The 12937-nt window shown below is 48.3% G+C and carries 15 protein-coding genes and 2 pseudogenes; 15 read left to right on the top strand and 2 right to left on the bottom strand.

The genetic code is table 11. The features are described 5' to 3' along the window. The first annotated feature begins 31 nt into the window (after positions 1-31). The 14 genes and pseudogenes from V8J88_RS05475 (at position 32) to V8J88_RS05540 (ending at position 8834) form a co-directional block, all read left to right on the top strand. Entirely contained in the window at positions 32-475 is a 444-nt protein-coding gene (locus tag V8J88_RS05475; protein ID WP_338848289.1) for an RHS repeat-associated core domain-containing protein, read from the top strand. Between the two features lie 44 nt (positions 476-519). Beyond that, positions 520-1041, top strand: coding sequence for a hypothetical protein (locus V8J88_RS05480; RefSeq protein WP_338848290.1), 522 nt, complete (start codon positions 520-522; stop codon positions 1039-1041). A 125-nt stretch (positions 1042-1166) separates the two neighbouring features. Further along, positions 1167-1436: pseudogene (locus V8J88_RS05485) on the top strand (RHS repeat-associated core domain-containing protein); the annotation flags it as partial. A gap of 262 nt (positions 1437-1698) precedes the next feature. After that, positions 1699-2010 (top strand): hypothetical protein, encoded by a 312-nt coding sequence (locus tag V8J88_RS05490; protein WP_338848292.1) that lies wholly within the window; start codon positions 1699-1701, stop codon positions 2008-2010. 101 nt (positions 2011-2111) lie between these two features. Further along, on the top strand, positions 2112-2360 hold the full coding sequence (locus V8J88_RS05495; RefSeq protein ID WP_338848293.1) for an RHS domain-containing protein: 249 nt from the start codon (positions 2112-2114) through the stop codon (positions 2358-2360). Positions 2361-2423: 63 nt separating this feature from the next. Beyond that, complete coding sequence (locus V8J88_RS05500; protein WP_338849838.1) at positions 2424-2516, top strand: hypothetical protein; 93 nt, start codon at positions 2424-2426, stop codon at positions 2514-2516. Further along, positions 2495-2761, top strand: coding sequence for a hypothetical protein (locus tag V8J88_RS05505; RefSeq protein ID WP_338848295.1), 267 nt, complete (start codon positions 2495-2497; stop codon positions 2759-2761). The genes V8J88_RS05500 and V8J88_RS05505 overlap by 22 nt, the downstream gene beginning before the upstream one ends. Then, a complete protein-coding gene (locus V8J88_RS05510; RefSeq protein WP_338848297.1) occupies positions 2742-3428 on the top strand; it encodes a hypothetical protein in 687 nt (228 codons plus the stop codon). Before V8J88_RS05505 ends, V8J88_RS05510 begins: the two co-directional genes overlap by 20 nt. Before the next feature lie 12 nt (positions 3429-3440). Next, complete coding sequence (locus V8J88_RS05515; RefSeq protein ID WP_338848299.1) at positions 3441-5099, top strand: RHS repeat-associated core domain-containing protein; 1659 nt, start codon at positions 3441-3443, stop codon at positions 5097-5099. Then, the gene (locus V8J88_RS05520; RefSeq protein ID WP_338848300.1) at positions 5089-5472 is read left to right on the top strand and encodes a hypothetical protein; all 384 of its coding nucleotides are present in this window, start codon (positions 5089-5091) and stop codon (positions 5470-5472) included. The genes V8J88_RS05515 and V8J88_RS05520 overlap by 11 nt, the downstream gene beginning before the upstream one ends. Positions 5473-5724: 252 nt before the next feature. After that, positions 5725-6363, top strand: a complete 639-nt coding sequence (locus V8J88_RS05525) for an RHS repeat-associated core domain-containing protein (protein WP_338848301.1) — start codon at positions 5725-5727, stop codon at positions 6361-6363. A gap of 153 nt (positions 6364-6516) precedes the next feature. Beyond that, positions 6517-6765 (top strand): hypothetical protein, encoded by a 249-nt coding sequence (locus V8J88_RS05530; protein WP_338848302.1) that lies wholly within the window; start codon positions 6517-6519, stop codon positions 6763-6765. Between the two features lie 27 nt (positions 6766-6792). Next, positions 6793-8330, top strand: a pseudogene (locus V8J88_RS05535) (IS3 family transposase). Positions 8331-8387: 57 nt separating this feature from the next. Next, positions 8388-8834 (top strand): hypothetical protein, encoded by a 447-nt coding sequence (locus V8J88_RS05540; protein WP_338848303.1) that lies wholly within the window; start codon positions 8388-8390, stop codon positions 8832-8834. 364 nt (positions 8835-9198) lie between these two features. Here V8J88_RS05540 and V8J88_RS05545 read toward each other — a convergent pair whose 3' ends face one another. After that, a complete protein-coding gene (locus tag V8J88_RS05545) occupies positions 9199-9693 on the bottom strand; it encodes a M15 family metallopeptidase (RefSeq protein WP_338848304.1) in 495 nt (164 codons plus the stop codon). Between the two features lie 61 nt (positions 9694-9754). Next, positions 9755-10870 carry a S8 family serine peptidase gene (locus tag V8J88_RS05550; protein ID WP_338848305.1) on the bottom strand — a complete coding sequence of 372 codons (1116 nt, stop codon included), beginning with the start codon at positions 10868-10870 and terminating at the stop codon, positions 9755-9757. A 696-nt stretch (positions 10871-11566) separates the two neighbouring features. On the opposite strand from V8J88_RS05550, the gene eat reads away from it, so the two are divergent. After that, positions 11567-12937, top strand: a complete 1371-nt coding sequence (gene eat, locus V8J88_RS05555; protein WP_338848307.1) for an ethanolamine permease — start codon at positions 11567-11569, stop codon at positions 12935-12937.

The raw sequence follows: 12937 nt of genomic DNA on the forward strand, positions 1-12937 counted from the left end.
AGGGGGGCAATATTTCGACGCGGAAAGCGGCTTGTATTACAACCGCTATCGGTATTACGACCCGGAAGTGGGAAGGTTTTTTTCGCAGGATTCGATTGGGTTATTGGGTGGGGAGAATCTTTACCAATATGGGCCGAATGCGGAGGGTTGGGTTGATCCGTTGGGGGTGGCTAGGAAGAGTGCAAACTATTTCCATGGTAAAAAACAAAAATATGAAAATCCAGGCCATCACGATCCTTCATCTGGAAAATTTAGAGGCGGTGGTATTGGGAAAACTGCACTATTGCCATGTCACCATAAGAAATTAGCTAAACATGCTATCCCAGATAGTAATGGTGTGGATTGGTATTCCATTGACAATAAAGGGGTGATACATCGCTTCGGAAATAGCAATGATGGGAAGATGCATTGGAATGGGGACTCTGTACAGGGACGTGGAATTGTTGTGCCGCCAGAAGTTAAGAAAAGGCTGTAGAGTATTTATAAAGATGGAAAAGCAGTGCCTACGGAGTGCTAATTATGGAAAATGTTAATTTTGATTTTCATATAGAGACTGGGGTTGAATGGAATTCGGCATGCTGCAGAATGCAATTGTTGCTTTCCGACGCTAAGTGGAAGATTGGCGAAATTGAAAGTTCTGTGCTCTGTAGATTGATGTTGGCTTCGGTGAATTTTTTTCTGGAAACAATAAAAAAGCAGATGGACTATTCTGAAATATATCAGAATATGACAAGTTCTCTTCCAGCCAATAAGGTGATAGAAGGATTGTATTCAGCGCAATGGGAGGATGAAGAGTTTTCATGTGGATCAGTAATTTTTACCAAGGAAATAGCAATAACTCTAAATGCGCTTCCAATGACTGTGGAAACGTTTGACGGAGAGATTGCTTATATTATTTATTCTAGGGACACTGAAAGTGGTAGATTGATTTGGAGAGACTACGATAGTCGTAGTATTAATGAATGTCTAATCGATTTTAATCAATACATTAGTATGTGGGAAGAAGTTAGGGTGAAACTTGAAAGTAAGGCATTGATTTGATAGTTTGGAATTGGTCGAAGATCATGCGTCTCACTGGTCAGCGCGCCTGACTGGGCAAGCTGCACGACATCCAGGACAAACACGACAGCCAGCCATTGCGTTTTTGATGGTAATATTTCGACGCGGAAAGCGGCTTGCATTACAACCGCTATCGGTATTGCGACCCAGAAGCGGGAAGGTTTGTTTCGCAGGATCCGATTGGGTTATTGGGTTGGGAGAATCTTTACCAATGTGGGCCGAATGCGGAGGAGTGGGTTGATCCGTTGGGGTTGAATAGGTTAACACCTTCTCAGTTGGCAAAAAAAATCCAGGAAATTAAATCCAGCATCGATATTGCTGTGTGTAACTTCCAAGATGTGGATGCTGTTTTTTTGGTGCTTTCCCTAATGCATTAAAGTCACCTGGGGCAGGTGACAAGCCAGAGACTAAAACTGATCGAGATAAAATGAATTTCAAAAAATTAAGGAAAACAGCTGGGGTGCCGGTATTCCATAATGATTATAAATTTAGATCTGGTGGAAAAGTTTTATTTTGGCATGAAACTTTAGAGGATGAACATCCATGCAAGCATACTGCACACATAAATATGTATGACAATGAGAAAGGACAAAGAGTGACGATTTACATTAATAATGCGTGCAAATCCAGGGGGGGATAATGAATGAACTGAGTATTGAAAATTTGGAGAAAAATATAAGGGCAGGAAAGATTTTAAAATACTTCACTGATATTTTTCAGAATAACGAGCAAATTACATTTGAGTTGTATATTTCTTTTTTAAAAAACAATGGAAAATTTCAGGTGAACTGCTACAAATTCAAGGAAGAATTTTGTGATGTACCGGATTTTTATATTCTTAACTACAACGGGGTGTTTTGTAATTTTGAGGATGTGGTCTTATATCTTACCCAAGAATTAAATGTAGATGAGCAGATATTGAGAGACGCGAGAAATCTTAAAAATAAGTGAGAAACATTGCTCTATTTGGTTGTGCAAAATACAAAACATGATGCAAAACGCCACGCCCGCAAAATCAAACTGCTCGATATCCCTGAGTAGCCCTGTCCCCCTTGGCAAAACGACAGTGGCTTGGGCCAAGGGAAGAATGGCGGAGCCACCAAATCCAGGCGATCAGAGAAGAACGTGCGGCGCGCCTGGCGGCGCAAGACGCACAACTCTACTACCACTGCGACCACATCGGCGTCCCGCTGGAGCTGCTGGACGAAGATGGCATCGCACAATGGTCAGCACGCCGCCTGAGCTGGGGCAAGCTGCACGACATCCAGGACAAACACGCCAGCCAGCTTTTGCGTTTTTGATGGTAATATTTAGACGCGGAAAGCGGCTTGCATTACAACCGCTATCGGTATTTCGACCCGGAAGTGGGAAGGTTTGTTTCGAAGAATCCGATTGGGTTAGATGGCGGGATTAATTTGTATCAATACAGCATCCTGTGCAATGGATTGATCCATTAGGGTTGGCCAAGAAAAAAGGAAAAGAATCAACTTCAGGATCATTAGATTCTAAAGATGGCTGTGGTGAGTTGGTTCGGATGCGTCATTATACAAGTGTGAGTAAGGCTAAAAAAATTATGGAGATTGGAATGATCTTGCCTGGTGAGCATTTTAGGGTTTATTTGGAACATCATCTCATTATCATGGGAAATCAGGAACACATCATTGCTATGATTCAGAGGAAAAATGAAAACTCTTTTTTTTGAAGAATTGCTTAGTTACTTGGGGATTTCGAGATATTCCGTCATTACTGGTGAAAATAAGTATTGCTCCTTGCTTGATAGACTCGAAATGGAGGGATATCCTTCTTTATTAATCGTAATCTCACAATGGTTTGATACTCCTTTAACTCTTATTCAAGAGAAAAAGGGGGCAGTCGGCAATTTGGGATATTCTGACTTAATAAAGGCATGTGTCAATAGGCTGACGATCTCCAGAGGTTCGAGAGTTTTTCTTATAGATGTTGTTGAAATCAATATCAGAAAACAGCGAGTTATTGATTTACTGGTCAAAAATGAGGAGACTTTTGGGCGGCGTATTTTTCTGTTTTCAAATTTAAAAATGAGGAAACGAGATTGGATTGAGGAGAAGGTTGATAGTCTTCCTTTGCTTTTGATAGAATATTTTGATGAGCTGGATGGGCTAGTTCATCCCAATGGGGGTATTGATTCAGATGCGGCTTACATTTGTTGGCTTGAGTTTCAGAGGAAAATCTTCCGAGAAACAAATTTTTTCATAGCCTCAATTTTGTCAGAGAGGCGGGGTGTTAATGGTATTATTTGCAAAAATCTTACTGGTTTAGGTGATGATGAAAATGGTTTTTTAGATGATGATTGTAGATTACTTATTCCATGGAGAGGTTTTTGTGATTGAGATGTGAACGAGATGGAATGCCACACCGAACGCTTCGCCTTCGACCCGGCAGGCAATTTACTGCAAGAAGACAGCGCCAATCAGCCTAACGCCGCGCCAAACACCGGGCCAAACACCGGGACAAACACCGGGCCAAACACTGGGACAAACACCGGGACAAACACCGGGACAAACGCAGCGCAAATCAGCGCGCTGCCCGGCCTGGGCCGGCTGACCCACAATCTGCTGCAACAATGGGGCGGCTGCCGTTACGCCTACGACAAACAGGGCAATATGATCAAACGCAGCCTGCAGCATGGCAGCCTGGAAGATCAGAGCGAATATGCATGGGACGCACAGCAATGTTTAAGCAGCATGCAGCGCAGCTACGCCGGACGGCGCTACCGCGCGCATTATGTGTATGACGCCTTCCAGCGCCGCATCGCCAAATACGTACACAGCGCGCGCCACGACGCGCAAGGCCGGCTGCAGGAAGAAGGGGCGGAACTGTATTACTTTGTCTGGGATGGCGACGTATTGCAGCAGGAAATCCGCTTCACCCAGCACCTGCCGGGGCAGCCGGCCATGCACAGCGCCAACCATAGCGCCCGGCACAGCGCCAGAGATTACGACAGCGCCGACCTGCCAAGCCCGCACGCCACCCGTCCCCTGCTGGCGGGACAGGGGGAATGCACCACCTATCTGTACGAAGCGGACAGTTTCGTGCCGATGGCGCGCACAGTGAGCCGGCACGAACAGGAAGAATTCGCCGCCAGCGCAGTGTATCTGCCGCCGGCGCCAGGCTGGGCCAGCGCACGCGACCAGCTGGCGCAAGCGCAAGCCTGTGACAGCCATTGCCAGGCCCTGCAACACGCGCGGGAAGAATGGCGGCACCACCAAATCCAGGCGATCAGAGAAGAACGCGCGGCGCGCCTGGCGGCGCAAGACGCACAACTCTACTACCACTGCGACCACATCGGCGCCCCGCTGGAGCTGTTGGACGAAGACGGCATCGCACAATGGTCAGCGCGCCGCCTGAGCTGGGGCAAGCTGCACGACATCCAGGACAAACACGCCAGCCAGCCTTTGCGCTTCCAGGGGCAATATTTCGACGCGGAAAGCGGTTTGCATTACAACCGCTATCGGTATTACGACCCGGAAGTGGGAAGGTTTGTTTCGCAGGATCCGATTGGGTTGCAAGGAGATAGCAATATTTATCGCTATGCGGCTAATCCTGTTTCGTGGATTGATCCGCTGGGATTGGCTGGCCACCGTTGCGCTGATGATGCCGCTCGGGAAGCATTGATTCAGGCTAATGCAAAGTCGATTGCAAAAAATAAGGAATATGGAGGACTTATTTACAAAAATGGAAATAAGTATTTTGCAACGAATCCTATACAAGGTACAGGGCGTACTTTCTCACCGAAGAGTGCATTTAAATATGTGCCTAAAGGGGCGCAAGTAGTAGGTGATTATCATACGCATGGGGATTATTCAGTGAAAGGGTTAAATGGCAAGACGGTGAGAACTGGTGATCCTAATAATGATGATTGGGATAGTGATAATTTTTCTAGATCAGATAGGAAAATTCACATGGATGCATGTGAAAGATTTTCAAAACATAGATCATATTTGGGGACGCCAAGTGGTAAATTTTTTGTCTTAGATAATGGAGTTGTACATGGTTTTTGATGTGAGAAGATTTGATTCTTATTGGGATATGCGAAAAGAATATGATGGGAGAGATATTCTTGAAGTTATTAATGGTGAACTTGATGTTGTAAATGGCGAGGATGGGATTTTTCTTAAAAATATCATTGAAAAAGGATACGACAATTTTTTAATTGATTGTGGCAAAAAAGCTAAAATTGAGAACTATACGGTTATGATTTGGAAATACCCGATAGATTTTTTTTGTGAGATAGCTTTTGTTCCAAAAACAGAATGGTTAGATGGGTATGGATTTGAAGTGCCTAAACAAGGTGTGTGGCGAAATGGCCCTGGTATTAGTTACTATTATGATTGGATGACATGGGAGCTGCAAAGGAAGGTGTGGATGAAATGATTTTAATATATTCGGTTTGTTAGGTACTGTCTTGATTTGAGGATTGACTAATATCAATTATCCATTGATGATATTAAAAATTTTTAATTATTCTTGGCATCGAGATAGGTTGAATGTATCTCTTATCTGCAAAAAGCGGAGAGTTTTGTACCGATGCTGCGAACAGTATCCCGGAAACAACAGGTGAAATTCGCTGCTCGTATCAGCTAGGCAGCGCATGCAAAGAATTGCTATGATAGTTGCTGCTACAGCATGCAACACGCGCTGGAAGAATGGTGGCGCCACCAAATCCAGGTGATCAGAGAAGAACGCGCGGCGCGCCTGGCGGCGCAAGACGCACAACTCTACTACCACTGTGACCACATCGGCGTCCCGCTGGAGCTGCTGGACGAAGATGGCATCGCACAATGGTCAGCACGCCGCCTGAGCTGGGGCAAGCTGCACGACATCCAGGACAAACACGCCAGCCAGCTTTTGCGCTTCCAGGGGCAATATTTCGACGCGGAAAGCGGCTTGCATTACAACCGCTATCGGTATTACGACCCGGAAGTGGGAAGGTTTGTTTCGCAGGATCCGATTGGGTTATTGGGTGGGGAGAATCTTTACCAATATGGGCCGAATCCGGAGGGGTGGGTTGATCCGTTGGGGTTATCGTCATGTGATGACTGTTGTCCTGTCCGACGTGCGCAAACCGAAGGTGATGTCACCTTTAAGTCAGTACGTGCGGCAAGAAGAGCTGCAATGAGAGCACAAAATATTCCGACTTCTCAATCATACAGATCAAAAATTGAGATTGATCCTACTGCAAGAAAAGGTGATAAGTCATTGCGAGTTGAGAAAATCATGCAAGGGGGGGGAAATCTGGCGGACCAGTTGAAGTGGGAGAAATAGGTTTGCATCCAGATGGACACATCTTTCCGGCAAATAAACACACGCCATGCGTCACGTTTGAGCACCCACATTATCACGATAAAAATGGTGAGCATCTTTCGTATGCCGAAGGCATGCCTAGAAATACGAATAAATACAGTGGAAGGTTATAATATGCTTGAAATTAATTACGAAAAAGGAATGGATTTCTCAAATTTTATGTATAAAATAGTTTTATGTGATAAAGCTATTTTGAAATTTAACGATTTTGAGCAAGCTGATTTATATAAGGAGTTTCGCAACTTTGGTCAAGGAGATTTTTTGTGCGCATTTTATAAAAGATATAAAGGTGGTGAGAATAAAATAATTTCATTTCCCCCCCGTGTCAAAATAGTTGTCGCCTCCAGTGATTTGGAGTTCTAATCCATCCCGGGGGCGATGGAACAGACGATAATGAAATACACACAAGAGAAGAAAGAACATGTGCTCAAGCTGATGAGCGCACCACAAAACAAGTCTGTGGCCGAGGTCGCTGAGATAAGCGGCGTGCCAGAGGCTACGCTTTACCTGTGGCGGAAGCAGGCCCGTGAAGCCGGTCGTGTTGTGCCTGGCGACGGACAAAACCCCGAGCAATGGCGTGCTGCGGACAAATTTGCTGCAGTACTGGAAGCGGCGCCGCTGAACGAAGCAGAGCTGGCTGAGTATTGCCGCCGTAAAGGCTTGCTGGTAGCGCAACTGGAGCGCTGGCGCACAGAAATGCACGCTGCGCTTAGCAGCCAGAGCAGTCAAGCCGATGCTGCAGCCCGGGCCAAAGACAAAAAGCGCATCAAGGAGCTGGAAAAGGATTTGCGGCGTAAAGAAAAAGCGCTGGCGGAAACAGCGGCCTTGCTGGTTCTGTCCCGAAAGTACGAGGCGCTGGGGATCGACGGCGAGGACGCATGACTGCGTTGCCCCAGCGCCTTGAAATGATCGCCGATATTCTGCAGGCCCGGAAGGCTGGTGCGCGTTTAGCATTGGCATGCGCCGAACTCGGTCTAAGCGTGCGCACCTTGGAACGTTGGCGTTGTGACGGTGAAATTCGTCCTGACGGCCGACCGGAGGCAGAGCGGCCAGCGCCTGCGCACAAACTGTCTGATGAAGAACGTCAGCGCATCCTGCAACTGTGTCATGAACCGCGCTTTGCCGATTTGCCGCCAGCGCAGATCGTGCCGCGGCTGGCCGACGAGGGAGCGTATGTGGCATCGGAATCGTCGTTCTATCGTGTGCTGAGAAGCGCCGACCAGCAGCATCACCGGGGTCGCAGCAAGGCTCCTGTGGCCAGCGAGCCGGTGCGCCATGTCGCCCATGGCCCCAACCAGGTCTGGAGCTGGGACGTGACGTACCTGCCCAGCCGGGTGCGCGGCCAGTATTTTTATCTGTATGCCGTGCTCGATATTTACAGCCGCAAACTGGTCGCATGGGAAGTCCACGAGCGGGAAAATGGTGAGGAAGCTGCTTTACTGATTGAGCGCGCCTGCTGGCGTGAACAGCGCCGCTGCACGCCATTGGTGCTGCATGCCGATAACGGTGCTGCGCAAACTTCGCACACGCTCAAGAGCAAGTTGGAAATGCTGGGCATCGGCTCCTCGCATAGCCGGCCTGGCGTCTCCGATGACAATGCCCATATCGAAGCGTGGTTCCGCACCTGTAAATATGCGCCCAGCTATCCAGCCAAAGGCTTTGAGAGCATCGCGCAGGCTCGGGATTGGACACTGCAATTTGTGACTTGGTACAACTGCACCCATTTGCACAGCGCCTTGGCCTATGTGACGCCGGAGCAGCGCCATACGGGCGCCGCCAATGCGATCCTGGAGCGCCGACGCGACGTTTATGCCGAAGCCCGGCAACGCCATCCGCTGCGCTGGAAGCGTCATACACGGCCCTGGCTGGCGCCCAATGAGGTCTGGCTTAATCCGCCATCAAAGCTGGACCAGCGCATGGTTGCTTAATCGATTTTTTGCGACAACTACCTTGACACGCTCCGATTTCGTGGTGCTGCTGGTGCTATGAAGTTTCATGAGTTTAATAAGAATAAAATAATTGGATTAAAGAATAAGGGTGATGGGGTAATTGACTTCTTGGATATTTCAGTTCTTTCAAAGACAAGTGAAAATGAATGTGGAGATTTTTTTCGTTCATTATTTAAAGGATGGATGCTTAAAATTTTTTATTGCACAGGTGAGATTAGTAAACGGGATGTTAATATGGTAATAAAGCAGTCATGCATTAATTTTGGAGAAGTTGATTTTGACTATTCAGAAGATATGGGACAAGTCGAGATGGACACGAAGGGGGTATTTAATATATTTCCGATGATGGGAAATCATGGTGAAAGCCTATTTTTCTTTACAAAAAATCCTGAAAGGGCATTGAAAGATATGAAGGAATATATTGAAGAGCAAGAATTGGAGGGCTATTGTTTTAGGATAATCAATCCAGTGCGATTTTACTAAATTTATTCAAAGGGCGAATTCAAGCACCAACTGCAACACTGGGTTAATGAACAGTACCGGATTGATGCTTTAAAAGTCGGTTGAACTATTCACTTTGAGAACGGGAAAAGTGATTTTTTCAGCGTTTCCCTAAGCAGTTGATCGGCGGTAATTGCCGCCGGATTGCGGTTTTGCATAATTGACCGGCGAGGCGTTTCCAGCTTCAGGGCAATTGAAATCAAAATGCCGCGCTGCAGAATGAAACAATATTCCCGGCATCACAAGAATAAGTTTCGTCCTGTAGCGCGACTGCATGCAGAGGATACGCCTCAATCTTGGGTACACACTTTAGCATTTATCGGATTGTCATTGCCAGGCAGCAGTCTTATATATTGGCAGCTTGCCAATGCATGCCATCCGGTGTGCGCCAATTACCGCCCCAGGTCCACTCTTCACTCGCAAACGCTTCTAAAACCTGTGGAATCAGAGCAAAATTCGGGGTCTTATCTCCGAAAGAATTACGGGCTGAGTCAAAATCAATCGCACATCCCCAGCTATGCATGGAAAGCCGTGTTCCATTGCGCATCATTCTGAAATTGAAGGCGCCAGCATATAAACTCATACCCCATTCATTGATTTTATCTTGCTGCATGCCGGCATTGTTCCAGATAATTGAAAAAACTTTCTGCAGACTGTCTGCGCATTTCTTATGAACCTTGATTGATTTAACCGGCTTAAAATCCCAAGCGGTGATAATTTTCCAAGGTGGTGCGATACGGATGATGTTATCTGAAAGCCAGTCAGGATCAACTTCACCATTCTCGCCGCGTGGATTGCCATAAAAACTGTCCACCATGCTTTGTTTTGGCCATTTTGCCATCTTGAGCCTCCATTGGTTTAGTATGTTTTGCAGAAAAACGCGCATAATGGTTTTGCGCCGCTTAGCGCAAAGCGCTGCCCTGATGTAATAAACTGCGCTGCAGCTTTCGTCGGGCAATTTCCAAACTGCTTAAAGCGTCCAGACGCAGAAACTTTTTGCCGGTGTGCGGCACGTTATCATTTTCATCATCCCCATCCACCAGGATCTTGCCGCCATTGCGCAGGCAGTCGATGATGTCCGGTACTGACGGCAGCCGCCCGGTGTTGCGCAGGAAGAATTCTTGCAGCAGCAGAATCACGCCGCTGACCACCGGCGTTGCCTGACTGGTGCCTTGCTGCACTGATTCGCCACGGTCGGATGCAATGCCCGAGGAGGTCACCGGCGCGCCAGGCGCAAAAATATCGGTGCGGCGGGTGGCGTCCACATCCTGATGCAAGCGCTGTGAGAACGGCGTGATTTGATCGGCGCGCGATGAAAATGCGATAGCGCCGTCGTTATATTCAAACGGACCTTCATTCGCGTCGTACACCGCACCCACGCTGATGGTTTCGCGCAAAATGGCCGGATAGGACATACCCTGTGCTTTGAATTCAAAATAATCATTTCCAGCAGCGACCACAACTGGAATATGCAAGCCGGATAATTTTTGAATCAGTTTGCATGTGTCTTCATTGCGCAGATCATCGTCACTGATGTCATTGGATGATGACCCAAGCGACATGCTGACTACGCTGATATTGTGTGTGTGATGATTGTCCAGCACCCATTGCAGCGCTGCATCTATCATGGCAAATGAACCGCCGCCTTCATTGGCCAACACTTTAAGCGGCGCAATATTAGCCCCCGGCGCAATGCCATTGTGAATCCCTTTCGCAACAATAATGCCACCCACATTTGTGCCATGACCATTGCCATCAGTGACGTCATCACTGTTGCCATTATTGTCTGAGGTGAAATTTTTTTGCGCCCGCACTTTTCCTTGAAAATCCACATGTGTGGTGCGCAGGCCGGTATCAAGGACGGCAACAGTTAATCCGGCGCCACTGACTTGAAAAGAATTACGCGCACGCCGCACCCTGACCATGGTATCCACTTGCGCATCAAACAAGCTGATTTGCGGTTGACTGAATTGACGTGGTGGAATCGGTTGAGGAATGCTTAATTCACGATTGATCATGATAATCTCCACTGCTGTTGAAAAACAGGCGCATGGAATTGCGTGACATTCCTTCGCTGCGCCAGCTTTGTTCAAATGCGTTCGGCTAAGAAATAATCGTACTCTGAATGGCGTTTCACCATTTAGATGACAAGGAATAATTTCATACGCCTTGAGCAGAGGTCTGCCAGCCGACTGATTCAGACTGATCAAGCTCAAAACAGCACGAAAATATAAAGCCGGATTATTCCGGCGCATCACCACACTGGCGAGGGTGATGGCATGCATTTTTTATGGACCGCACCATGTTTCCTGATGGTGAGTGCTGCAAGTATAGGATATGGAGAGTGAAAGCAAAATGAAATTATATTAAAAGTAGGAATTATAAAACTTTAAATTTATTGTAAACATGTCTTGTTTGATGGTTTTTAAAAAATGTGTGCAAATAGTGTTGTCACGGCGAGAGTTTGAGGCAGGACGCAGCCACCGCCATGCCAGCGCCTGGCACAGCCAGAGCAGTCTTGTGAGCATGGGCGAGATATCTTTTGCGATCTTTTTCACAAATACCACACTTCAATTGCAAGCACTGGAGCTTGAGCCGATCCCAGGCTAAGATGCGCGTTTTGGTCCATGCCTGTTACTGCTGCCGGCCATTTGCCGCAAGCGCTGAATCCGTGGCGCCCCATCAATTTCCTCACAAAACCAATAGGAGGCATCGTGCAAACCACGCTCAAGCAAAGTCTATCCACCTGGCAGCTTTGGGGGATTGCGGTTGGTTTAGTGATTTCCGGCGAATATTTTGGCTGGAGCTATGGCTGGGCCTCTGCCGGCACTCTGGGCTTTGCCGTCAGCGCCATCTTTGTCGCCTTGATGTACACCGCCTTCATTTTCAGCTTCACCGAACTGACCACCGCGATACCGCATGCCGGCGGCCCCTTTGCCTACGCCAAACGGGCTTTCGGCCCGCATGTCGGCTATCTGGCCGGCGCGGCCACGCTGATTGAATTTGTATTTGCGCCGCCCGCGATTTCCCTGGCCATCGGGGCGTATCTGAATGTGCAATTCCCGCAAATCGACCCGAAAATGGCCGCGCTCGGCGCCTATCTGGTGTTTATGAGTTTGAATATTGTCGGCGTGCAGATCGCCGCCAGCTTTGAGCTGATTGTCACCCTGCTGGCGATTTTTGAATTGCTGGTGTTCATGGGCGTGGTGGCGCCCGGTTTTGCACTGTCCAATTTCGTCAAAGGCGGCTGGGCCGGGCAAGATCATTTTGGCTGGCATGCCGTACCCGGCATGTTTGCCGCAATTCCCTTCGCCATCTGGTTTTTCTTAGCGATTGAAGGGGTGGCGATGGCGGCGGAAGAGGCAAAAAATCCGCGCCGCTCAATTCCCATCGCCTACGCCGGCGGAATTTTGACCCTGGTCGTGCTGGCCCTTGGCGTGATGCTGTTTGCCGGCGGCGTGGGCGACTGGCGCGCGCTGTCGAATATCAATGACCCGCTGCCGCAAGCCATGAAAACCATTGTCGGCCAAAACAGCGGCTGGCTGCATATGCTGATCTGGCTTGGCCTGTTTGGCTTGATCGCATCTTTCCACGGCATCATTCTGGGCTATTCGCGGCAGATTTTCGCACTGGCGCGGGAAGGCTATTTGCCGCCGGTGTTAGCGCGCATCCATCCGCGCTTTCAAACCCCTTACCTGGCGATTTTAGCGGGCGGCGTGTTTGGCATTGCGGCGATTTTCAGCGATGAATTCATCAAATTCGGCGGCCAGAGCTTAACCGCCAACATCGTCACCATGTCCGTATTCGGCGCAATTTTGATGTACATCATCAGCATGCTCTCACTATTCCAATTGCGCCGCAGCGCGCCGCAAATGGAGCGTCCCTTTGCTGCGCCCGGCTATCCCTGGCTGCCCTTGTTCGCGCTGTGCGCCGCGCTCTTGTGCATGGCTACCATGATTTATTACAACCCGCTGTTGGCGGGCCTGTTCGCCGCCTTGCTGGCGCTCGGTTATATTTATTTCCTGCTCACCGCGAAGGCGCGCGAAGCGATGCAAGCGCGCGCGGCGCAGGGTATGCAAGTGTAA

It is taken from the genome of Massilia sp. W12 (genome assembly GCF_037300705.1).
Lineage (GTDB): Bacteria > Pseudomonadota > Gammaproteobacteria > Burkholderiales > Burkholderiaceae_D > JACPVY01.

Bases quoted from the DNA above. Each gene is read 5' to 3' on its own strand.
- V8J88_RS05525 (WP_338848301.1), top strand. From the start codon at position 5,725: ATGCAACACGCGCTGGAAGAATGGTGGCGCCACCAAATCCAGGTGATC.
- V8J88_RS05540 (WP_338848303.1), top strand. From the start codon at position 8,388: ATGAAGTTTCATGAGTTTAATAAGAATAAAATAATTGGATTAAAGAAT.
- V8J88_RS05480 (WP_338848290.1), top strand. From the start codon at position 520: ATGGAAAATGTTAATTTTGATTTTCATATAGAGACTGGGGTTGAATGG.
- V8J88_RS05510 (WP_338848297.1), top strand. From the start codon at position 2,742: ATGAAAACTCTTTTTTTTGAAGAATTGCTTAGTTACTTGGGGATTTCG.
- V8J88_RS05545 (WP_338848304.1), bottom strand. From the start codon at position 9,693: ATGGCAAAATGGCCAAAACAAAGCATGGTGGACAGTTTTTATGGCAAT.
- V8J88_RS05520 (WP_338848300.1), top strand. From the start codon at position 5,089: ATGGTTTTTGATGTGAGAAGATTTGATTCTTATTGGGATATGCGAAAA.
- V8J88_RS05530 (WP_338848302.1), top strand. From the start codon at position 6,517: ATGCTTGAAATTAATTACGAAAAAGGAATGGATTTCTCAAATTTTATG.
- V8J88_RS05550 (WP_338848305.1), bottom strand. From the start codon at position 10,870: ATGATCAATCGTGAATTAAGCATTCCTCAACCGATTCCACCACGTCAA.
- V8J88_RS05515 (WP_338848299.1), top strand. From the start codon at position 3,441: ATGGAATGCCACACCGAACGCTTCGCCTTCGACCCGGCAGGCAATTTA.
- V8J88_RS05490 (WP_338848292.1), top strand. From the start codon at position 1,699: ATGAATGAACTGAGTATTGAAAATTTGGAGAAAAATATAAGGGCAGGA.